The sequence below is a fragment of the Prochlorococcus marinus str. MIT 1013 genome (assembly GCF_027359395.1).
Classification (GTDB): domain Bacteria; phylum Cyanobacteriota; class Cyanobacteriia; order PCC-6307; family Cyanobiaceae; genus Prochlorococcus_B; species Prochlorococcus_B marinus_E.
Genome location: NZ_CP114778.1, coordinates 372,811 through 394,479 on the forward strand (window position 1 = coordinate 372,811; position 21,669 = coordinate 394,479).

At 31.9% G+C, this 21,669-nt stretch carries 29 protein-coding genes; 12 read left to right on the forward strand and 17 right to left on the reverse strand.

Going from position 1 to position 21,669, the window contains the following annotated elements; translation table 11 throughout:
• Positions 1 to 116 precede the first annotated feature (116 nt).
• Together O5633_RS02000 and O5633_RS02005 are read right to left on the reverse strand one after the other, a co-directional pair.
• Entirely contained in the window at positions 117 to 725 is a 609-nt protein-coding gene (locus O5633_RS02000) for a DUF4335 domain-containing protein (RefSeq protein ID WP_269610372.1), read from the reverse strand.
• Positions 726 to 733: 8 nt separating this feature from the next.
• A complete protein-coding gene (locus tag O5633_RS02005) occupies positions 734 to 1,330 on the reverse strand; it encodes a DUF3038 domain-containing protein (RefSeq protein ID WP_269610374.1) in 597 nt (198 codons plus the stop codon).
• A gap of 81 nt (positions 1,331 to 1,411) precedes the next feature.
• Between O5633_RS02005 and O5633_RS02010 the strand changes: the two genes are divergently transcribed.
• Complete coding sequence (locus tag O5633_RS02010; protein ID WP_269610375.1) at positions 1,412 to 1,930, forward strand: adenine phosphoribosyltransferase; 519 nt, start codon at positions 1,412 to 1,414, stop codon at positions 1,928 to 1,930.
• Here O5633_RS02010 and O5633_RS02015 read toward each other — a convergent pair.
• The 4 genes from O5633_RS02015 to dapB are packed head-to-tail and all read right to left on the reverse strand — an operon-like array spanning position 1,927 to position 4,807.
• A complete protein-coding gene (locus tag O5633_RS02015; RefSeq protein WP_269610376.1) occupies positions 1,927 to 2,136 on the reverse strand; it encodes a DUF2949 domain-containing protein in 210 nt (69 codons plus the stop codon). The two genes, O5633_RS02010 and O5633_RS02015, sit on opposite strands and share 4 nt — an antisense overlap.
• Before the next feature lie 16 nt (positions 2,137 to 2,152).
• Positions 2,153 to 3,265, reverse strand: coding sequence for an FAD-dependent monooxygenase (locus tag O5633_RS02020; protein WP_269610377.1), 1,113 nt, complete (start codon positions 3,263 to 3,265; stop codon positions 2,153 to 2,155).
• Between the two features lie 33 nt (positions 3,266 to 3,298).
• The gene (locus O5633_RS02025) at positions 3,299 to 3,946 is read right to left on the reverse strand and encodes a hypothetical protein (RefSeq protein ID WP_269610379.1); all 648 of its coding nucleotides are present in this window, start codon (positions 3,944 to 3,946) and stop codon (positions 3,299 to 3,301) included.
• Between the two features lie 12 nt (positions 3,947 to 3,958).
• On the reverse strand, positions 3,959 to 4,807 hold the full coding sequence (dapB, locus tag O5633_RS02030; RefSeq protein ID WP_269610380.1) for a 4-hydroxy-tetrahydrodipicolinate reductase: 849 nt from the start codon (positions 4,805 to 4,807) through the stop codon (positions 3,959 to 3,961).
• 113 nt (positions 4,808 to 4,920) lie between these two features.
• On the opposite strand from dapB, the gene O5633_RS02035 reads away from it, so the two are divergent.
• Positions 4,921 to 8,934: a magnesium chelatase subunit H gene (locus O5633_RS02035; RefSeq protein WP_269610381.1), complete on the forward strand. Its 4,014-nt coding sequence runs from the start codon at positions 4,921 to 4,923 to the stop codon at positions 8,932 to 8,934.
• 7 nt (positions 8,935 to 8,941) lie between these two features.
• Here the strand turns inward: O5633_RS02035 and folP are convergent, their stop codons facing one another.
• The 3 genes from folP to O5633_RS02050 are packed head-to-tail and all read right to left on the reverse strand — an operon-like array spanning position 8,942 to position 10,730.
• Positions 8,942 to 9,721, reverse strand: coding sequence for a dihydropteroate synthase (folP, locus tag O5633_RS02040; protein ID WP_269610382.1), 780 nt, complete (start codon positions 9,719 to 9,721; stop codon positions 8,942 to 8,944).
• Positions 9,722 to 9,761: 40 nt separating this feature from the next.
• Positions 9,762 to 10,502 (reverse strand): triose-phosphate isomerase, encoded by a 741-nt coding sequence (gene tpiA / locus O5633_RS02045; RefSeq protein WP_269610383.1) that lies wholly within the window; start codon positions 10,500 to 10,502, stop codon positions 9,762 to 9,764.
• Positions 10,503 to 10,511: 9 nt separating this feature from the next.
• The gene (locus tag O5633_RS02050) at positions 10,512 to 10,730 is read right to left on the reverse strand and encodes an RNA-binding S4 domain-containing protein (protein ID WP_269610385.1); all 219 of its coding nucleotides are present in this window, start codon (positions 10,728 to 10,730) and stop codon (positions 10,512 to 10,514) included.
• 38 nt (positions 10,731 to 10,768) lie between these two features.
• On the opposite strand from O5633_RS02050, the gene O5633_RS02055 reads away from it, so the two are divergent.
• The 6 genes from O5633_RS02055 (at position 10,769) to O5633_RS02080 (ending at position 14,448) form a co-directional block, all read left to right on the forward strand.
• Positions 10,769 to 12,505 carry an ABC transporter ATP-binding protein gene (locus O5633_RS02055; RefSeq protein ID WP_269610386.1) on the forward strand — a complete coding sequence of 579 codons (1,737 nt, stop codon included), beginning with the start codon at positions 10,769 to 10,771 and terminating at the stop codon, positions 12,503 to 12,505.
• Between the two features lie 44 nt (positions 12,506 to 12,549).
• Entirely contained in the window at positions 12,550 to 12,777 is a 228-nt protein-coding gene (locus O5633_RS02060) for a DUF6447 family protein (RefSeq protein ID WP_269610387.1), read from the forward strand.
• A 202-nt stretch (positions 12,778 to 12,979) separates the two neighbouring features.
• Positions 12,980 to 13,270, forward strand: a complete 291-nt coding sequence (locus tag O5633_RS02065; RefSeq protein WP_269605681.1) for a DUF1330 domain-containing protein — start codon at positions 12,980 to 12,982, stop codon at positions 13,268 to 13,270.
• A gap of 40 nt (positions 13,271 to 13,310) precedes the next feature.
• Positions 13,311 to 13,538, forward strand: coding sequence for a DUF2862 domain-containing protein (locus O5633_RS02070; protein ID WP_269610388.1), 228 nt, complete (start codon positions 13,311 to 13,313; stop codon positions 13,536 to 13,538).
• A 99-nt stretch (positions 13,539 to 13,637) separates the two neighbouring features.
• On the forward strand, positions 13,638 to 13,778 hold the full coding sequence (locus O5633_RS02075; RefSeq protein ID WP_269610389.1) for a hypothetical protein: 141 nt from the start codon (positions 13,638 to 13,640) through the stop codon (positions 13,776 to 13,778).
• 61 nt (positions 13,779 to 13,839) lie between these two features.
• Positions 13,840 to 14,448 carry a uridine kinase family protein gene (locus tag O5633_RS02080; RefSeq protein WP_269610391.1) on the forward strand — a complete coding sequence of 203 codons (609 nt, stop codon included), beginning with the start codon at positions 13,840 to 13,842 and terminating at the stop codon, positions 14,446 to 14,448.
• Positions 14,449 to 14,510: 62 nt separating this feature from the next.
• Here O5633_RS02080 and O5633_RS02085 read toward each other — a convergent pair whose 3' ends face one another.
• Positions 14,511 to 14,660, reverse strand: coding sequence for a hypothetical protein (locus O5633_RS02085; protein ID WP_011823748.1), 150 nt, complete (start codon positions 14,658 to 14,660; stop codon positions 14,511 to 14,513).
• 305 nt (positions 14,661 to 14,965) lie between these two features.
• Positions 14,966 to 15,187 carry a hypothetical protein gene (locus O5633_RS02090; RefSeq protein WP_269610393.1) on the reverse strand — a complete coding sequence of 74 codons (222 nt, stop codon included), beginning with the start codon at positions 15,185 to 15,187 and terminating at the stop codon, positions 14,966 to 14,968.
• Positions 15,188 to 15,429: 242 nt separating this feature from the next.
• Here O5633_RS02090 and O5633_RS02095 point away from each other — a divergent pair, with 242 nt between their 5' ends.
• Positions 15,430 to 15,831, forward strand: a complete 402-nt coding sequence (locus O5633_RS02095; RefSeq protein WP_269610395.1) for a hypothetical protein — start codon at positions 15,430 to 15,432, stop codon at positions 15,829 to 15,831.
• A 19-nt stretch (positions 15,832 to 15,850) separates the two neighbouring features.
• On the opposite strand, the gene O5633_RS02100 is transcribed toward O5633_RS02095, so the two are convergent.
• Complete coding sequence (locus O5633_RS02100) at positions 15,851 to 16,135, reverse strand: hypothetical protein (protein WP_269610396.1); 285 nt, start codon at positions 16,133 to 16,135, stop codon at positions 15,851 to 15,853.
• A gap of 137 nt (positions 16,136 to 16,272) precedes the next feature.
• Between O5633_RS02100 and O5633_RS02105 the strand changes: the two genes are divergently transcribed.
• The gene (locus O5633_RS02105) at positions 16,273 to 17,310 is read left to right on the forward strand and encodes an NmrA/HSCARG family protein (RefSeq protein ID WP_269610398.1); all 1,038 of its coding nucleotides are present in this window, start codon (positions 16,273 to 16,275) and stop codon (positions 17,308 to 17,310) included.
• Positions 17,311 to 17,337: 27 nt separating this feature from the next.
• Here the strand turns inward: O5633_RS02105 and O5633_RS02110 are convergent, their stop codons facing one another.
• Positions 17,338 to 17,508, reverse strand: coding sequence for a hypothetical protein (locus O5633_RS02110; RefSeq protein WP_269610399.1), 171 nt, complete (start codon positions 17,506 to 17,508; stop codon positions 17,338 to 17,340).
• Positions 17,509 to 18,062: 554 nt separating this feature from the next.
• Here O5633_RS02110 and O5633_RS02115 point away from each other — a divergent pair.
• Together O5633_RS02115 and O5633_RS02120 are read left to right on the forward strand one after the other, a co-directional pair.
• Positions 18,063 to 18,230, forward strand: a complete 168-nt coding sequence (locus O5633_RS02115) for a hypothetical protein (RefSeq protein ID WP_269610400.1) — start codon at positions 18,063 to 18,065, stop codon at positions 18,228 to 18,230.
• Positions 18,231 to 18,639: 409 nt separating this feature from the next.
• Positions 18,640 to 18,891 carry a hypothetical protein gene (locus O5633_RS02120; protein ID WP_269610401.1) on the forward strand — a complete coding sequence of 84 codons (252 nt, stop codon included), beginning with the start codon at positions 18,640 to 18,642 and terminating at the stop codon, positions 18,889 to 18,891.
• 20 nt (positions 18,892 to 18,911) lie between these two features.
• Here O5633_RS02120 and O5633_RS02125 read toward each other — a convergent pair whose 3' ends face one another.
• The 4 genes from O5633_RS02125 to O5633_RS02140 all read right to left on the reverse strand — a co-directional run bounded on the left by O5633_RS02125 (position 18,912) and on the right by O5633_RS02140 (position 21,613).
• Positions 18,912 to 19,094: a Nif11 family protein gene (locus O5633_RS02125; protein WP_269610402.1), complete on the reverse strand. Its 183-nt coding sequence runs from the start codon at positions 19,092 to 19,094 to the stop codon at positions 18,912 to 18,914.
• A gap of 122 nt (positions 19,095 to 19,216) precedes the next feature.
• Positions 19,217 to 20,422 carry a fatty acid desaturase gene (locus O5633_RS02130; RefSeq protein WP_269610403.1) on the reverse strand — a complete coding sequence of 402 codons (1,206 nt, stop codon included), beginning with the start codon at positions 20,420 to 20,422 and terminating at the stop codon, positions 19,217 to 19,219.
• Between the two features lie 205 nt (positions 20,423 to 20,627).
• Positions 20,628 to 20,804, reverse strand: a complete 177-nt coding sequence (locus O5633_RS02135) for a hypothetical protein (RefSeq protein ID WP_269610404.1) — start codon at positions 20,802 to 20,804, stop codon at positions 20,628 to 20,630.
• 116 nt (positions 20,805 to 20,920) lie between these two features.
• Positions 20,921 to 21,613 carry a peptidase E gene (locus O5633_RS02140; protein ID WP_269610405.1) on the reverse strand — a complete coding sequence of 231 codons (693 nt, stop codon included), beginning with the start codon at positions 21,611 to 21,613 and terminating at the stop codon, positions 20,921 to 20,923.
• Positions 21,614 to 21,669: the final 56 nt, after the last annotated feature.

The window sequence follows — 21,669 nt, forward strand, 5'->3', positions numbered from 1 at the left end:
CAGCTATATAAATCCTTGGTATTTGCTATATCGATTGTTATCAATTATGTAATAATTTTATATAGCTAACTATATAAAAAAGTAAAGTTAAAAAGTAAGTTACTATGGTTTAATTATTATTCGATTTCATCCGATAAAGATTGAGAATTAATACTAGAATCTCTTAACTCATATTTATTATTTGTTGGAATGAATACTAACAAACTGCTAGTTAATAGAAATAGAATAAGAGCATAAATGAAATTAAAATTTTTCTTAGAATTAGAAATATTAGTAAGAATATATCTCTTGCTAAAGGGTTTTTCTTGCTTGATATCCCATTTAATATTAAATCTAGGATCAAATCTTAAAAGATCTAGACATCTTGTTAGATCGGACAATTCAGAGTCGTCTAAAATAATTTCTAAAGGCTTAACTCCTTCCTTTGTACTATTTAGTAATAATTTATGACTAATACCGAAAGGCGATAGCTTAACAATTTTTTTATTAGATATAAATGTTTTACGTATTCCGGAGATATACGATCTTGAATATTGAAGAATTACTTGCATCAAATTATCAAGATGATCTTTCTCTCCCTCCAATACAGGTGAGCCAATAATTTTCAATGTCCATGAAGATAAAATACCGATAGTATCTTCAGAGTCTCCATTTGATACATCTGGCATTCCCGATATCTCTAGGGAAGATGAGTTTTGATCAAATCTATAAGATAAATTAATCATTTTTTATTCTATAATTGATGATACAAAGAAGCTTTTAATCTATTAGCTCCTCCTTTTCCACAGGAGAGAGAGAGAATAACTAATAAATTTCTAAAAAAGTCATTATTTTCATTGCTTAATAAGGATGCAATATAACTACGTTGAATATTCATCCGTTCGCGAATAAGTGACTTAAGACGATTAGTAAATAATGACCATCGCTCTTCATTAAGAGACTTAGATTCTTTTGAGGAAAGTAATTGCCTAATAAGGGGGTAGAGATTTTCTGCCATAGTAGAAATAAGTTTAACAAGAGAATTAATCTGATCAGATGACATAGATGAAAATGAATATGTATTCCTTAAAGGGTTAGAACATCTCAATTTCCAAAATTTAACTCTATTAGAAAAATCATCAGACAAGCCAATATCCTTGGCTTTCAATAATAGGGAATCGTTAGCATTGATTTGTAGGGTTTCAATAACTAGAATCAAAAAATCAAGTTTTCTTGGAGTATCATTTGCGATGGCGGAATTAACAAAAGTCTTGTCAACAGTAGTGTCATGATATTTTGAGCCATTATTGACGTATGCATTATGCGTAGTAACTAAATTTGATTTATTCATACTTTAAATAATGACAGGAGTTGGTAGATTAGCTAGGTTTATTGTTAGTTTTATAAAACCGCACACCAATATTGGTAAAGAATGGAAAACTTAAAAAAATATATAAATGAAATAAATGATTTTCCAAAAGAAGGAATAGTCTTCAAAGACATTAACCCCATATATAAAAAGCCGAAGATATGGAATGAATTAATGTTACCTCTACAAAAGCTAATTTCTACTACGAATCCAGATTATATAGCTGGCATAGAATCCAGAGGATTTATTTCTGCATCAGCGTTAGCATTTAAATATGAGGTTGGTTTTATTCCTATTAGAAAACCTAATAAATTACCAGGAAAAGTAATCGGTCTTAATTATAAGCTTGAGTATGGTGAAGACAGATTAGAAATCCAGCAGAATTCATTTGAAAAAGATAGCAAAATCATTGTTATAGATGATTTGCTAGCGACAGGAGGAACCGCTGCTTGTGCAGGCAAGTTAATCAGAGAAGCAGGAGGTAATTTAATAGGATACGCTTTTCTTGTAGAGCTTACCGAACTCAAAGGGAGAAAGAATTTAGATACTAATTTGTTTGTAGAAAGTTTAATCCAGTATTAATTATCTTTTAGCCACATAAGTATTATCTTTAGTTGAGTTAAAGTTATCAACCCATAACTCCACATGACTATAGGTAATGGAGTATTTTCCAAAGAAGATCTTTTTATACCTAATTCTAATGCACTCTGACTTATGCCAAGTTTATCAATAATAAAATTACACAAATCCTCGGAGGGTTTATCAATAGAGCTATTAGTAGTTATCATTTATATATAAGATTAGCTATAATCCATTAGTCATTATATTAATAATATGTTTTCTAAGAAAAGCAGATTTTTTTAAAATATAGAAAATAAATTTCCTTGGCAGTAAGAAGATATTAATGTTACTTCTAGAATATCTAACCAAACTATCAGTTAAGATAGATATTGATAAAACATCAACTATTCTTGAAATTGAATATATAAATGGAATAAAAGAATGATTATTTTTTAAAAATGAAATAGAAATTAATTTTGAAAGGCAATCGACATCTCTCCAACATAGATTTAATCCTTGCCCACCTACAGGATGTAATTTGTGAGCAGTTTCTCCTAAATAAATAAATTTACCTGAAAAAAAAGAATAGTTAAACACAAAATTTATTGGAAATGAACTAGGTTTGTCGACAATAGTATCTAGTTCGATACCGTATGGTAGAAGTGTTGATAAATAGTCTAAAAATAATGATTTAGATAAACTAATATTATAAGAACCTTTTAACATAGATTGACTACATATTAATTGAAATAAATCGCCACCCAGAGGTAAAACAGCAAATGGACCTTCTGAATTTAAAATTTCAAATGCTTCATTAGACTTTACACCTCTTAATAAAACCTTTGCGGTAATACACATTTGATCATAATTAAAATTAAATGAGGGGGTTTTAAGTTTCTTTTTTGTAGTAGAATTTGATCCATCTGCGGCAACAATAAGGTCATAATTATTTGTATTAGGTATTACAGATGTAGGGATTTTATTAATATTTTCAATTCGTGATATTACTTCTAAAATTGATAGCATTATATTTTTATGTTCTGCAATCCAACCAACTGCTAAATAATTTCGGTTTTCAATACTTAAATCTTCAATAAGAAATTGAAACTTTTTATTTATTTCATAATCAATTACATTTAGATACTGAAATGGAATCAAATGGGAAACTAATCGAGACCATATCCCAACTTTTTCTAATAATTTTCTAGAGGAATGTGTGATAGCGTATGTTCGATCTCTATTTATAAGTTCTTCATCCGATAATCTCTCATATAGATCAACTCTACAACCAGCATGTGCTAATGATATTGCTGCCAAAGATCCTGTTAATCCAGAACCAATAATTGCTATATTCATAAATTATATTATATCATTTTTTACATTTTAACTTTAATTTAAAATTCTCATATTTACAAATTCTTCAAATGCTGGACGAAGAAGGAATGGATAAGATCCTACCCATAAATTTATTTCTGGACACCATGCATCGCTTATCGCTTGAATACTATCAAAATCTCTTCTATTACTAAAAACAACACAGTTAATCCTCATTCCCTTAGTGAGTATATTGAACTTATTTTGCAAAGGAAAACTAATATTACCTACAAAACCGTCCTCATCTTCTATATCTAAAACGACCCAAGTTCTTTTTTTCTCCAATACCTCTAACCTTCCATCTTTATTAGCTTGTTCCTGTTGTTTTTCTATCCTATCTTCTACATAAACATCAGAAATATATCCATCAACTAGTGCTGAAAAAGAGAAACTTTTAAACTTTGAATTTTTTCTGCTAGCTTCAAGTATTGGCCCCCATAATATATATAAAAGGAAAACTACTCCTAAAACCAACCATAATGAGTAAAATTGACTTGTTACTTGACTTTGACTAATTAATAGCGTAATTACACCTCCAATTGCTGAGATCATAATCCGTTGAAAAATTTTCTGAGGATTTCCCAAGGCTGAATTAAATTGCTTCCCTGTTGCTACTGAAGGGATCAACTTATTTATCTCATTTTGCTTAATAGGAAATAACATATGTATTAATAATTATAGGATTTTTTCTAGTCCATAAATCAATTTATTGAATGATCTGATTTTTTTAACAACTAATAGCACTCCAGGCATATAAGCAGAACGATCAATAGTGTTGTGAGCTAACTCATAAGTCTCTCCATTAGAACCAAACATGACTTGTTGATGAGCAACAAGACCGGGTAATCTTACAGAATGAAGTCTCAAGCCGCTAGGACGAGATCCACCTCGAGAACCATCGATAGATTCTTCTTCTTTTACTAAGGGTTTGTTAAAAGATGTACGTTGCTCCTCAATCAATTCAGCTGTTTTAATGCATGTTCCACTTGGAGCATCAGCTTTTTTGTTGTGATGCATTTCTGTCAATTCAGCGAACTCATAAAAACGAGCCGCCGCTGCGGCAGCTTGCTGCAGCAAAACCATACCTACTGAAAAGTTAGGAATAATAGCCGAACCAAGAGAAGCCTTTTCTGCAAATATTGAAAGATCATCTAATTGATCTGTTGTTATTCCTGTAGTACCAATTACTGGATGAACACCATACGCAATTGATGTACGGGTGTGTTTATAAGCAACTTTAGGATGCGTGAAATCAACTAGAACAGCTCCTTTATTTGAACCATCTTTAGGAACATTCTGACTTGCAGCACACAAAGAACCTTCAAAATCGCTTGAAAGGAATACATCAAGTGGGTCTAAACCTATTAATGGTCCTACGTCTTGACCTTCTTTATCTTTTTGGTTATCAATTGCGCCAACAAGTTGAAAATCTTTGGATGAAATAATTGCTTTAATAACCTCAGATCCCATTCGACCTAAAGCTCCTGCAACTAAAACTGGTATTGATTGATTAGCAGAACTCATTGAATTTCTTTTTTTATAATCATATTTGATATCCCTTGTAACAGGCATTAACTAAATAACACACTAAAGGACCACTGAACACTAGGCTTGGTCGAATTCCGATAGAAGAAAAGATGTTTACACAGGTTCGCTCAGCCAATCGCAGAGTTTCACCTGTTGAGAATCACAGCCATAAAGCAGTGATGAAAGCTGTTTATGTGGTTCTTGAGCCTCAATATCAAAATGCTCTTACTCAAGCTGCAAACTCTTTAAATTCACAAAATGGTCCTATTGGAATTGAACTTAATGGATATTTAATTGAGGAACTTAGAGATACAACTAATTATGAAAGCTTTAAAAAAGATATAGAAAAAGCTGATTTATTTGTAGCTTCACTGATTTTTATTGAAGATTTGGCGCAAAAAGTTGTTGAAGCAGTCGAACCTCATAAGGAAAAGCTTAAAGCGGCGGTGGTTTTTCCATCAATGCCTGAAGTGATGCGATTGAACAAATTGGGAACTTTTTCTATGGCCCAGTTAGGTCAAAGCAAAAGCATAATTGGCGATTTTATGAAGAAGAGGAAAGAAGCTGGCGGAGCTGGCTTTCAAGATTCAATGTTGAAACTTCTAAATACTCTTCCTTCAATTCTTAAATATCTTCCAGTAGACAAGGCACAAGACGCTCGAAGTTTTATGCTTAGTTTTCAGTATTGGTTAGGCGGTACTCCTGATAATCTAAGAAACTTCCTACTAATGCTTGGAGATAAATATGTATTTCCAGAACTTAATCTAGAAAAAGAAAAAGTTGAAATTGCAGAGCCTGAAGTTTTCCCTGATTTAGGAATTTGGCACCCTTTAGCGCCAAATATGTTTGAAGATAAAAAAGAATATCTCAATTGGACATCTTCTAGAGATGACCTATCAAATAAGGCTAAAGAAGGTCCAGTAATTGGTCTTGTACTCCAAAGAAGTCATATTGTTACTGGAGATGATGCACACTACGTTGCAGTAATTCAAGAACTGGAATATAGGGGAGCAACAGTCATACCCATTTTTTGTGGTGGATTAGATTTTTCTAAGCCAGTTAATGAGTTTTATTACGATCCAATCAACACTGACACACCAATTGTGGACGGAGTTGTATCTCTTACAGGTTTTGCACTTGTAGGAGGCCCTGCAAGGCAAGATCATCCAAAAGCAGTCGAGGCTTTAAAAAAGCTTAATCGACCTTACATGGTTGCTCTGCCACTTGTTTTCCAAACTACACAAGAATGGGAAGGCAGTGATCTAGGTCTTCATCCAGTTCAAGTTGCACTTCAGATTGCAATTCCTGAATTAGATGGTGCTATTGAGCCAATAGTTTTATCTGGTCGAGACGATGCCACTGGCAAAGCTCATACACTTCAAGACAGAGTAGATGCAATAGCTGAGAGGGCTATTAGATGGTCATCACTAAGAATTAAAAAACGTGACCAGAAGAAATTAGCTATCACTGTATTTAGTTTTCCGCCTGACAAAGGAAATGTTGGAACAGCTGCTTACTTAGACGTTTTTGGCTCTATTTATAGAGTTTTAGAAGAAATGAAGCAAAAAGGTTATGACATAAAAGATTTACCTAAGAATCCAAAAGCATTGATGGAAACATTAATAAATGATCCTGAGGCTTTACAAGGTTCTCCTGAACTATCCATAGCTCATCGAATGACTGTCAATGAATATGAAAAATTAACTCCATATTCTGAGAGGCTTGAAGAGAATTGGGGAAAACCACCGGGAAACTTAAATAGTGATGGACAAAATCTTCTTATATATGGAAAAGAATTTGGGAATGTATTTGTTGGAGTACAACCAACTTTTGGATATGAAGGTGATCCAATGAGATTGCTTTACTCCAGAAGTGCTAGTCCTCATCATGGTTTTGCCGCTTATTACACTTATTTAGAAAAAGTTTGGAAGGCAGATGCTGTTCTTCATTTTGGAACCCACGGATCTCTTGAATTCATGCCTGGAAAACAAATGGGTATGAGTGAGACTTGTTATCCCGATTCTTTAATTGGAGGTTTACCTAATCTTTATTACTACGCAGCAAATAATCCTTCGGAAGCGACAATCGCCAAAAGAAGAGGTTATGCCTCAACAATTAGCTATTTAACTCCCCCAGCTGAAAATGCAGGACTATATAAAGGTCTCAAAGAACTTGGAGAATTAGTTGGTTCTTATCAACAATTACGTGAAAGTGGAAGAGGAATTCAAATTGTTAACGCAATAGTTGAAACATCAAAGAAATGTAATCTTGATGAAGATGTAAAACTTCCTGAAAAAGATGCCTCCGAATTAGAAATAGAAGAAAGAGATTTGGTCGTCGGAAATGTTTATAAACAATTAATGGAAATTGAAAGTCGATTATTACCTTGCGGATTGCACACTATTGGAAAACCAGCTACTGCTGAAGAAGCTATTGCAACTTTGGTAAGTATCGCATCCATAGAAAGAGAGAATGATGGAATCAGATCATTACCAGGTTTATTAGCTGAATCAAAAGGAAAAACAATCGAAGAAGTTTATGAAGGTAATAACAAGGGTAAATTAGAAGATGTTGAACTTAATAAGTTAATTACAGAGACATCAAGAGACGCTGTTGGCTCAATGGTTAAGTCTCTAACAGGAAGGGATGGGAGAGTAAATATGAAGAAGAATATTTGGACACTAATTGTTGAGTTCTTAAGAGGTATCGGCTTCTCAATCCCATCACCATGGCAAGCATCGGCTAAGAAAGCAGGTTTTGAGAATGTAAATACAAGTTCACTAGATAAATTGTTTGATTATTTGAGATTTTGCTTAGAGCAGATATGTGCAGATAAAGAAATGGAAAGCCTTTTAAAAGCTCTAGACGGTGATTATGTTATTCCTGGCCCAGGAGGAGATCCTATAAGGAACCCTGGAGTATTACCAAGTGGCAAAAACATTCATGCCTTAGATCCACAATCGATACCAACAATAGCGGCTGTGGCATCAGCTAAAGGTGTAGTTGACAAACTTATTGAAAGACAAAAAGAGGAGCAAGGAACATGGCCTGAAACTATTGCTTGCGTACTTTGGGGTACAGACAATATAAAAACGTATGGAGAATCACTTGCTCAAATCCTTTGGTTTGTAGGTGTAAAACCAAAGCCAGACTCTGTTGGAAGAGTAAATAAATTAGAGCTCCTATCACTTGAAGAATTAGGAAGACCAAGAATTGATGTGGTAGTGAACTGTTCTGGTGTATTTAGAGATTTGTTTATTAATCAAATGGCATTGATTGATCAAGCGGTAAAGATGGCTGCGGAAGCAGATGAACCACTTGATCAAAATTTCGTAAGAAAACATGCTCTCGAACAGGCAGAAAAGGAAGGGAAAAGTATTAGGGAATCTGCAAGCAGAGTTTTCTCAAATGCAAGCGGAAGTTATAGCTCGAATGTCAATTTGGCAGTCGAAAATTCAACATGGGAAGAAGAAAATGAGTTACAAGAAATGTACCTTTCAAGGAAAACTTATGCTTTCAACGCTGATAATCCAGGAGAAATGAATCAAAACAGAGATGTATTTGAATCAGTCATGAAAACAGCTGACGTTACATTTCAAAACCTTGATTCATCAGAAATATCCTTAACAGATGTAAGTCATTATTTTGATTCTGATCCGACAAATTTAATTAAAAACCTTAGAGATGATGGTAAAGCTCCAAGTAGTTATATAGCAGACACAACTACAGCCAATGCTCAGGTCAGATCATTAAGTGAAACTATTAGATTGGATTCTAGAACAAAATTACTTAACCCAAAATGGTACGAAGGAATGCTCAAGTCTGGTTATGAGGGCGTAAGAGAGGTATCTAATAGACTTAACTACACGTTAGGATGGAGTGCAACTAGTGGACAAGTTGATAATTTTGTATATGAAGAATCTAATGAAACTTTTATAAATGATCCAGAGATGAGAAAAAGATTAATGGAATTGAATCCTCATAGTTTTAGAAGAATAGTTGGTACATTATTGGAAGTTAATGGGAGAGGATATTGGGAAACATCCGATGAAAACATTGAGCAATTAAAAGAACTTTATCAAGAAGTAGAAGATAGAATTGAAGGAGTTAATACAGAAGATTAGTTAAATATTAAATAATTGATTTTGTCATTATTATAACCTGTGAAATTTGTTTAACATCATGAACTCGTAAAATATCAACTCCAGCAATCACACATCTAGAAACCACCGCTGATGTTCCAAATATTCTTTTTGAAGGGTCAGGTTCATTTATAACTGACCCAATAAATCTTTTTCTAGAAGCTCCTATTAAAACTGGATAATTCATAGAAACAAATTGCTCTATATTTTTCAGCAAAATTAAGTTTTGATCGACATTCTTTGCAAAACCTATTCCAGGATCAATTATAATTTGTTCATTTTTAACACCTTTAGATAATGCTAAATCTATTTGATTTGATAATTCATTTTTTACATCTTTGACAACGTTTGTATATTTAGCTAATGAGTCCATTGTCATACTATTTCCACGACTATGCGTCAAAATATATGGACAACCTTTATCAGCAATAACACTTAAGATTTCAGGATCATGACGACCACCACTAATATCATTAATCCAGTCTGCACCAACATTTAATACTTTCTCAGCAACAGAATGATGAAATGTGTCTACAGAAATTGGAATCTCGGGGTGTAATAATTTTAATTCTCTTATTAAAGGAACCAATCTATTAATTTCAATTTCTGTTCCAACCTCAGATGCGCCAGGTCGGGTGCTCTGTGCACCAATATCTAAAATATGTGCTCCATGTTTAATGCATAATGATGAATGATTAATTGCAGATGGTAAGTCAATATAAATTCCTCCATCACTAAATGAATCTTCCGTGATGTTTACTATTGCCATTAAATGGGTTTCTCTTTCCCAATGTTCTGGTAGATAATTACTATATTGTTTCGTAGTTAGCAATTCTCGCAAAATTTATAGGATCTAAAGAGGCTCCACCAACTAATACACCATCAATATCTGACATAGACATAATCTCATCAATATTATTTGATTTAACTGATCCACCGTATTGAATAATGACGTCTTCGTAACCAGTCCATTTTCGAATTAGTCCACAAATTCTATTAGCCTCATTAGCTTCACATGTTTTACCAGTTCCTATGGCCCAAATTGGTTCATAAGCGACTATGAGCCTTTTTACATCTATGCCTTCAAGACCCTGATCAATTTGCCTTCTAATAACCCTTTCTGCTTCACCCATCTCTCTTTGTTCAATAGTTTCCCCAACACACACAATTGGAATTAATTGATGATCTTGAGCCGATTGGGCTCTCTTATTTATTTGCTCATCACTTTCACTAAAATATTTTCGTGGTTCGCTGTGTCCAACAATTGCACATTTAACTGACAGCTCGTTAAGCATGAGAGGAGACACCTCGGCTGTATAGGCTCCACTATCCTCCCAATGAACATTTTGGCTAGACAAAGAAAGATATTCGTTTGTGTCCTTAATGAACTCAGAGAGTGGGTATAGAGCTGTAAATGGGGGAGCTATAACAACTTCCCTATTTTTTTTTGCTATGTCTTTCAATAAGGGGATCAATACCCGCATGTACTCAATCGCATCAGTACAAGTCATGTTCATCTTCCAATTCCCTGCGATGACCGGTTTACGCACGCTAGCTCCTCATTTGTCTCTTCTTGCCAACTTACGGCCTAGAGGATCAGAATTAGGAACAATGTATGTTTCATTTGCAAAAATAATTTGATCACCATCAATTAATTTTCTACCTCTTCTTTGTTCCACTATGCCATTAACTGATATTTTTCCTGCTTTAATAATCAATTTTGCTTCTCCTCCAGTCTGAACGATTCCAATAAATTTCATGAATTGATCCAATTTCATTTACGTGCTTTTAAATTAAACATTGATAGTTTGATGGAATGAAACAAAAAAACAAAATAAATTTCATTTACCTGATAGTCAGACTCAAGGGACATTTGCCACTCTTGCTGCTGGGTGGAATAAGCATGATTGTATACGTAATTTGTTGGCCAATACTCGCATGGTTATCAGGAAAGTTAATACCTGCAATTGGTCAAGGTAATACAAAACAAGTTTTAACCGTAATTTTACAAGCCCTTATTATTTTTATAATTCAAAAAACTGCACAATATCTACAAGATAGTCTCCTGGCAAAGCCAGCATTAGCATTAAGCCAAGATCTTCGAACAACATTATTTAGAAAACTTCAAAAAAGTAATATTCTTTTCATAGAAAAACTCTCATCTGGTGATATTGCATACAGACTTACAGAGGATGTTGATCGAGTTGGCGAAGTTATTTATAAATCTATTCAAGATACGACTCCATCTTTATTTCAATTATTAGCGGTATTTGGTTATATGATATTTATTGACTGGAATTTGTCACTTGCGACAATAATATTAGCTCCCTTAATTGCATTATTAGTTAGTGATTTTGGAGGAAGAGTATTAAAAGCATCTGAAAAAAGTCAGAACAAAATCAGCTCTTTAGCAGGTTTGCTTTCAGAGGCAATTCAAGGATTACCAATGGTTAAAGCATTTGCAGTAGAAGAATGGTTGCAAAACGATTTTGATAGACAAGTTAAATTACATAAAGAAGCTAAATTTAATATGCTTAGGCTTGTAGCCCTTCAACATCCCATAGTTGGATTATTAGAAGTAATAGGTATTTTGAGTATTCTCGCGATTGGAACTTATAGAATCCAAACAGGAGGTATGTCAAATGAAGAATTTGGAAGTTATTTCACAGCTTTAATAATATTAATTGATCCAATAAGCCATATAACCACAAACTATAACGAATTAAAGCAAGGTCAGGCGTCACTAAGAAGATTAAACGAAATAACATATAATCCACAAGAAACAACGACATCGGACAGAGGTATTATACCTAATAAAATAGAAGGAAAAATATCTTTTAAGAATGTATTCTTTTCGTATAGTCATAATAATGACGTGATACAAGATATAAGTTTAGATATAGATAATGGTAAAATAGTTGCTTTAATTGGCCCATCGGGAGCAGGCAAAAGTACAATCTTTTCATTAATATTAAAATTCATAGAACCTAATAAAGGTTCAATATTTATTGATGAATACAATTTAAAGAATGTAAATACCAACTATTTAAGAAGATTAATAGGTATAGTTCCTCAAAAAACATTTATCTTTTCAGGGACAGTTGCTGAAGCGATAAGATTTGGAAGGCAGACAACTAGAGAAAATATTGTAAATGCTGCAAAAATTGCAAATGCTCATGATTTTATTGAGCAATTAACCGACGGTTATGAAACATATATAGAAGAAAGAGGGACAAATCTTTCTGGAGGTCAACTACAGAGAATATCTATTGCAAGAGCTTTACTAGGTGATCCTACAATTTTATTACTAGATGAAGCTACTAGTGCTTTGGATGCAGAAGCGGAGGAATCTGTTCAAAAAGGTCTTAAACAAGCTATGAATAGTCGAACAGTCTTGATAATCGCTCACAGATTGTCAACTATACAAAAGGCAGATAAAATAGCTGTTATTGAGAAAGGTAAAATATGCGAAGTAGGTAGCCATAATGAATTAATTAACAAGCAAGGAAGATATAAAGAGTTTTGCGATAAACAATTTATTAAGAGCTTTTAAGAATTTAAAAATGCTATATTATATATAAATTATACATTAAATAAATGTCAAATACCTCATCAAATGAACGGGAAGCAATTCTTACATTTGAGGATAAAAAATATGATCTTAAAAACTTGCCCAAAGAAGTACAGGAGCTCGTTAAAGGGATGCAAGTTGCCGATGCCCAATTGAGGATGCATGAAGACACCCTAAAAGTACTAGCCGTCGGTCGACAACATCTTGCCATGCAGTTAAAGGCACATCTTGATAAAATAAACCCTGTAAATTAATTAAAATATTAACAAACAATAATTAAATTTAAACTAAAAAGTATATCTAAATTGACAAATAAATAAAATCAATTAATTAAATGAGCTTAAGTAACATACAATAGTAAATATACTTATACGTTATAAACATTAAATAATTTCTTTTAGCCATCAAAATGCGCCTAAGCCATGAGAGAATCTAAAGAAAAGATAAAGGGATGAGATGGGAACTAAAGGCTATTGGCTAAAACAGGCCAAAATTGAAAGCACCGCACAATTCATCGAATACGTAAAAACCGTGGTTCCATGGCTTAGATCAGTGGGGGGAACAATAATTGCTAAAGATGTAAATCAAAATTCAGATTTGAACGAATGGGATGGGGGTCAATTAGGGGTAATAGTTGAATTTGAATCTAAAGCAGCTGCACAAAAGGCATTTAACTCATCAGAATTTCAAGAATATATTAAATATAGTGGAATTGAAAATCAATTATCCCTATCAATAATTGGATAACTGAATTATTCATATGCATGATTGAATTGGAAGCATAATTATGATCAGAGATTCTTCAACTCTTCAAAAGGGACAAAATTTAAGAGTAGAAGTAAATGAAGTTAAAGATCGACTTCCAAAAGATATTCTTGAAATTATAAGAAAAGAACCTACAGTCAAACTAGTTGGATATAAAATGGTAGATGGAAATCAATTTGGCCTAGTTGTTCAACTTGCTAATGGTGAAATAAATTGGTTTTTCGAGCAAGAATTATCTGAATTATTGTAATTTATACCTAAATAGTATATTAATTATATAACTAAAAGATACATATTAAGATAACAAATGATTAATAACGTATATTGATATTATCTAATTGAAAAGATTATGCCTTACAACCAAATCACCGTGGTACTTGGTGGACTTATGCATATTCCTGTAATAATACTAGTTCTAAGATTTATTGAAAACAGATTTAACAATAGAAACTGGACGGTTGAAGAACTTAATTACAATAAAATTGTCTAATACATAATTACAAAGACACTATTATATTTTAAGTATGTAAACATAAGCAATAAAGCAATTAATGAAAACCATTGTAATTACAGGACCATCTGGTTCTGGCAAGTCATATTTAAGTAATAAATTATCCAAATTATTTTATAATTCAATAGTTATAAAAACAGATTCATACTATAGAAATAATATATTAATCAAATTTTTTTCAAAATTTCTTTATGATATTTATGATAGGCCAATGAGTATCAAAAAAAGCGCAATAAAAAATAACCTTAGATCAATACATAAGAAAGAAAGATTAATTCCCTTTTATAAATATGACTTTAAGAGTAAAGATTCATCTGTTTCAGAAATTCGCATTAACTATACAGGAGAAAATCAATTTCTTATATTAGAGGGAATATTTGCTCACAGGTTAGATTTAAACTACCAAGAATCTATAAATATTGTATGTGAAGATAAAAAATCTATCTGTTTTAAAAGAAGAATAAAAAGAGATCAATTAGAAAGAGGTAGAAGTATGATAGAAATAAATAACAAATTTGATAAGTCTTGGTATTTATTTTATAAAAATATTAACCACTTTAGGAATAATAATAAGGTTTTTTCATTAAATGGAATAGATAAAATGTCTTACGATAAACTATTATTTAATTTAAAAAATCTAAAAAAATAACTAAGAACACTAATTAATTTATTATTCTTAGTTATTTTATTAAATATAAAAATTTATAGTATCTATTTTTTCACCTCTGGAGCATTCATCCCATCGTAGTCAGGACCAACCATTAATCCTACAATTGCAAATAATGCAATAGATGCAACTCCAACTAGAACTGCTGTTGGGGCTGGAGTACTAGTTAGACCAGCAAATAATAAATTGCCCATAAAAGATAGATAAAGCTAGTTATAAATAGCAGAAAAAAGAGTAAATTAATTAATTAGTAACTGGTTATAAACGGTTATAAACCAAAAAAAAGTGAAAAAGACATTTTTGATACACACACAAGAAACCATTGTTTAAATACAAGAAAATATTCTATACATATTTATTTATTAATCTTACTCATGAGATTTAAAGAATAAAGATTTCAGCGATAATTTCACCAAAATATAAATCTTATAAAACACAAAAAAAGTGGGTGAACATGAAAAAAACATATCTACCCACTTGATTTAGCTAAATAATCGAATTATTTAGATGTATTTGGATCATTAAAACCATCGTAATTAGGACCAACTACGACAGCCATAATTCCAAATAGGGCCATAAAAGCGATACCTACGATTGGTGCAGTAGGAGCTGGTGTACTTAGTAGTCCAGCGAAAGTTAAAGGAAGCATGTTCTTTAGTAAGACCCAATATAAATACCAGTCATCAGGGAATATGACCATTGATATTTTAATTTGTAACATTTAGCTCAAGCTTAAGTTAGCTATGACTGGGTTTACAAGGACAATCATGAAGTAGTCACAGCGAACCTCAAATTCAATGAACGTTGACCAATCTACTGTTCTCGAACAATTGATTCATTACAATAAAAAATGATAAAAGTAGAAAAATATAAATTAATTTCCTATCACCTTATAAATAATATAAAAGAATAAGAAAATATTTTGGTATTATAAGATAATAAAAGTTAGTTTAATGTGTAGAAGTGATTTTTAAATTACGTCCAATAACGCCCGTCGATGAATTTGAAGAAGCCTGTATAAAAGCTAAGTTAAATTATAAAGAACAAAAGATTATTGATCATATTAGATATGTTGGTGTATTTACTCAACCCTCACTTACTAAAGATCTTCAATTAGATTCGAAGCCACCAATTTTATCTGTGCTATGTGAAATCTGCAGAAAGATAGGTAACTATATGCCCGAGCACTTTAGTAGTGTCAGAGACTGGTCCAAGGAAATTAATGAGCATAAAGTAAAATGGGATGGAGATTTAGTTTGTTCGTTGGCTTGGAATAAAGACGGGGAACGATTATCACCAGAAAATGGTACCTGCCTGTACCATACATTTGCAGTACACAAGGAATTATTCCAAGGCCTAGATTAAATTTCTAATTTATAAACGACTATCCCTGACTAAGGTACTCAAATAACACATTATTAAAACCTAACTCTTCGGCTGAATATTCGAGCATTAAATTATCAGCTTCTATTTGGGAACGGAAGGATATAATTTCATCCGATTCATCTCCTGAAGGAGGAATGCCGTCGACAACATCAAAGATGATGTTTTGTCGATCAATTTCTGCAAGAACTTCATTTGCCATAATGATCAAACTTAGTACTAATAAATACATAGCCAAAATTTGGTGACTATTAAAGCAAATAAAACATTCCTTTACGAAAGCCATACAGGCAAGATGAATACTAACTGGTAAAGAAAATATTGTGTTTTCTCTAGTCAAAGAGTACTTTGAAGCAGAAAACAACCACAACTTTACATAAATACACCTATGCTTTACATTCCTTAGTTAATAGTCATTGAATCGTGTTAGAACAAGGAGGAAACGTCAGTTCAAATGTAAAGAGCAATACTGTTATCGCAGTTACAATGGCCACAAGCCGACAAGGTACCGGTGTAGTTAAAGAACTAAGCAAAACAAATAAATATCAAATACGTGCAATCACAAGAAATATAAAAAGCTCAAAAGCTTTAGAGCTTGGAAGTTTAAATAACGTTGAAATAGTTCAAGGGGATTTAATGGATCCTGAAAGCCTTAATAAAGCTTTTGAAGGAGCAGACATTATCTTTGGAAATACCACTCCTACAAAAGGTTGGAAATTATTTAGAGGTAGTATTGTCAGGTCTTATGAAATGGAACAAGGTTTTAATCTGATAAATCAAGTTAAAATCGCATACGAAAAAGGTAAACTCAATCATTTTATATTCAGCTCAATTAGTAAATCAAAAGACCCACTAAAAAATTATCCGGCACCAGGACATTTTACTAGTAAATGGGATATTGAAGAATATATCGAAAAACAAAATCTTAAAAGTATCACCACAGTATTAAGACCAGTTAGCTACTTTGAAAACTTTGAAAACAAACTACCGGGCTACAGTATTTCAAAGAAAGTTTTTCCAGGAATAGTAGGGAAGAATTTTAAGTGGCAAACAATCGCGGTACAGGATATAGGTAAATGGGTAAGAGGTGTTTTATCGAAACCAGAGAAATATAAAAATCAATCAATTAATATTGCCGGAGAGGAGCTAACTGGGGATGAAATGGCTATGACGCTCCAAAAAATCGTTTCTTCAGAAGGACTACAAACTAATTATTTAATGATACCGAGATTAGCTATTAAATTGTTGGAATATGATATTGGTGTGATGGCAGATTGGATTGAAAGGTCAGGGTATGGTGCTGATATGAATAAACTAAAAATTATACAGAACGAGTTAAATATTGCTCCCACCTCTCTAAAAGACTGGCTTAAGTCAAAACTGGAAAATCAGAATAAGACACAAAATTCTTGGACAAGACAGTGGAAATCATCTCAATGGAAACTACAATGGAATAAATAATAAATTTCTAATACTCTAAAAATAAATTTATAAACCATTAACTTCTATAGATTTTGCAATAGATCTTAGAAGTTCTACTATCTCACTATCCTCACACGTTGTATCTTCCTTAAGCTCTAAACATATATCTCTAATAGAAACATTAGTTGACCACCAAATTCCTGAAGTTTCTGTATCATCAAAGTTAAACTTGGACATTACAATACATCAGAGTACAAACTATGATAATTTATGAGGATCAGTAGAAGAATTCTCTAACGTTTTCAATTCGTCAGGTAATTCCATATCTAAACTTTCTAATAAATTCTTTAAAAGGACTTTATTGTTTATTTCATGTTTACCAGATCTAAAATTTAGAAATAAATAATAAATAGTACAAATTGCACAAATTAAAATAAAGGAATATAAATAGATACTGTTGAGCATTCAAAAAATTAATAACATTTTTATATTCATACCAAACCGGATAAAAATCAATAGAAGTTAAAAAAAATAATAATAAAATGGTAGAACAAACACAATCAGGGATTAAAAAAGACTAGGTAATAAGTATTTATAGCTATCTTGGATGGTCTTAATGCCTATGGCCTCATGCTTAAGAGTATCTAAGGGAGTGAAAAAAACAAATACATTAGCAAGCGAAAAGGTAGCGCAAATTATCTAAAATTAAGAAAATAATCTACTGTTAATATTTACAATAGAAAAAACTATCAAATAAGATCTTAATATGATTACTAATTATTCTAAAATTTATGCTTACCAATATTAGTTATATATTTTTAATCTCGTTGCTATTAATTCTTGGTGGATGGGCTTTTAAAGCTTTGATAGCTTTAGCTCAAGGGAAACCTGTAGAATTAAATTTCAAAAACCCTCTTAATTTGAAAGCGAGATGGCCTAGAGAAACAAAAGAAAAGTAAATAATTATCTACGAACTAAAACATAAAGTTGCCATTGCGTTATAAATTCTTTTATTCAATTATCCTTAATATAATTCTAAAAAAGTTTACACTAAATAGAAATGCTTGAATCCTTAGATCCATTCCAACAACTTTTATTAGGTGTATCGAGTGTTGGTGTACTAATGATAGTGTTAGTAATATTCCTTACAGCAAGTCCTAACTTTGAAAACACAGATAGATTAAATAAGATCTTAGACTTTTTTGAAAAAAAGAATTAAATTCTTTATTAAAGAAGAACTTGTCCTTTGACCTTCTTAAAATTAAAAAAAAATGAATTTGTTGAATTCTCTAATATTTTCAAAGGATAACTTAATAAGATCAATCTCTAAATCATAAGTATTGTTGATATGAAATATAATTTCTAGAGATGCTAAAGGATTTATTTAACAATAACAAATACCTGATATGTGCAGGTTTAAGTACTTTTTCTCTCATATTCACTTCAATATCAGTTATTTCCTTATCGAAGTCATTTAATGAGATATCAACTGATTTGGAACCAATTTCAGCATGGGCTGAATCGCAAAATGAATGCATAACAAAGACATTTCGAATCGACGGGCAGAATACGCAAGGAATACCCTCAAAGGTATGGAGCTGTAACGGAGGAGGCCAATAGATTAAATGCGCATTTAAAGCCTAGGACTCTCCCCATCTCTTTCCAATTTCATAACCCCATTGCTTTGCAAGTTCCACAACATCTTCATGTGTTTTACAACTAATTATTAGTTGATACTTTTCAGGTGAATTATTTATTAATTCAACCAACTGATTTAATTGATCAATCTTATTTAGAAAATTTTCATAATCTTTTTTAGCCATTTTTATTTAACTTTATAATATGTATAATAAACAAATAACTTATATATATGGTAATAAACAAAAATCAAGTAATTTTTCAGTAGGAATTATTTTTTATTAATAGTTAAAAATATGATATTTAATCAAGATTTAGAGTGACTGGGTTGTTTCCAAACATACCTATCAATATCATAATCCTTCTTTACAGCAACACAATTTGTAGCTATATGCCAAAGAGATTTGTGTATTGGAGTTGGATTATATAAATAAACTTTTGGAAATTTATTTTTCAAAATTCTCGTAGCTAATCTTGCATGATAATGAGGAACTGTTGGTTCAATATGATGAATCGCGTGAGTCGAGCCTATTGAGTGATGTAGAAAATCTAATATTCTTCCATACGGTCTATCGATAGATAAGAAGGCACCTCTCATATATGAAAATTGACTAGCGCCAAGATGCGGAACATCTGTATCAGTATGGTGAAGCCATGTATAAATAACTAGCCAAATATTAACTACAATAAGAGGTCCTAAATATAGACTTATCATTGAATTTATTCCAAAATATAAAGTCCAAAAAGTCAATATAAGCAACATAAAAACTATTCCCCAGTCTGAGATCCAGACCTTTTTGGCCCAAATGGAAGGCCAAAGTTTTTTCGAAAAGGGAGCTGTTGGCCAGAAATGATTACTGGTCCCATAGCGGGGTCCACCTGTTTTGCCAAGAAGTAAGTAAGCTGGCCAGCCAAGAATCAAATGGAGGAAAAGTTGATTAAAGCCATAAAGAATTTTCCCAAAAAACAATGATGACTCCATTTCATTTTCACCACCCTTTTTTTCAGATTTGCCATCTCCAGAGATCACAACCGGAACATGCGTCTCACCATCGGTTATGTGATTGGTAAATGCATGGTGAACAGCATGTGATCTTTGCCATGAAAAGTAGGGAACTAGTAAAAACGAATGGAGACAATATCCAACAAATGTTTCTAATTTACGATTATCTGAAAATGCACCATGTCCACATTCATGTGCTAAAACCCAAAGCCCCATTGACGTTGTTCCTGAGAGAATTGAATATAAAATCCAAATTGGAATCATCTCTTTAGTAAGAGGAATAGAGATTCCAAGCAAAACAACAAAAATCTGAATAACAACCGTCCTAGCAAGATAAAAAAGAGATCTATTCGTCTGGCGAGTAAAACAGTGCTTGGGTATCGATTCTCTAACTTCTTTTCTAGAGGGGATATCATCCAATGAAATTTCTAATGCTTTCCCATTTAGACCAGAAGGTAGAAAAGTCCTATTAATATTTTGGTTATTGACTCTCTCCAATTTTGTAAGCAAACTTTTTTCCAATTTTTAGAATATGATTAAGGTTCACATACGACGTTACTCTTAAAGAGTGCTATGAGGCTAGAGTAAACTCTAACTTTCACAAAATATAGTTACTGGATACATATGTAATTTAATAAAAGTCAATTAATATTCTTTGATAATAAAGGTCTAATTAATTAAGAAATTCATAACAGATACTAAAATATTCAAAATCTTAGTTATTTCTACTTTCTGGATACTCAACCGATCCATCGGCATTCCTAACGGGTTTAGAATATAGAACTCTTAATAAACCTCTTGTATCCATATTAGGACTTGTTATAAAAAAGCTAACAAGAAAAAAACCACCAAACACAAGTAACGTAATTACAAGAGGTAAATTTAGACCCATTTCTGAAAATGATAATAAGAAAAAATACATTTTGATACTTCTAAATAAAAGATATAATTTTAATATTAAATGATTTCATTAATAGAAAAACAAATGTAAACGTTTGCAAAAATCATTTATAATTGAATTTTCTCGTACGGACTCTCAACGATATCATTGTTATTAAGAAATACATTATATGTATTTTTATTATTTTTAAAACTAACATTTTTAAAAGGTTCTCCATCAATAAAGTGAATAGCTGAACCTCCTTCTATTGAAATACAGCTCGTGATTTTTTTTTCCATTATTATTTTTTTTACATAAGGAATACGAGAAGGTTCCTCATCATAATGAGGACAACATGTACCTTTTATAAAATCTAAACAAGGTAAGATCCTTAATTGATTATCCCAAGAGTCTGTAATTCCACTTGTAAACCAACAAATTGCACCTGCACTTACTCCGCTCATAATTACTCCTTCATTATAGGCTTCATTAAGCATAGAACTCATACCCCAGTCATTCCATATCGCTAACATAGACTTTGTATTTCCACCACCAACAAAAACAATATCTTGATTCATAATATGATTATGTATATCAGTGGTTCTTTTAAAAAATTCAATATGAGATGGAATACAATTTAAAAGTGTAAAGATAGAATAAAAACGAACTATATAGGTATCACTATCTCCTGTTGCAGTTGGTAAAAAACATATTTTAGGGTATTTTTTTTCTGAAAGATTAAGTATATATTTTTCTATTGAATATGATGAATTACTTTTACCAAATCCACCACCACCAATTGCTACAATATGCTTTTTCAATGGGTTAACATAAGACTTTTGATATAGTACATCTTAACAATACATAAAAGACAAAT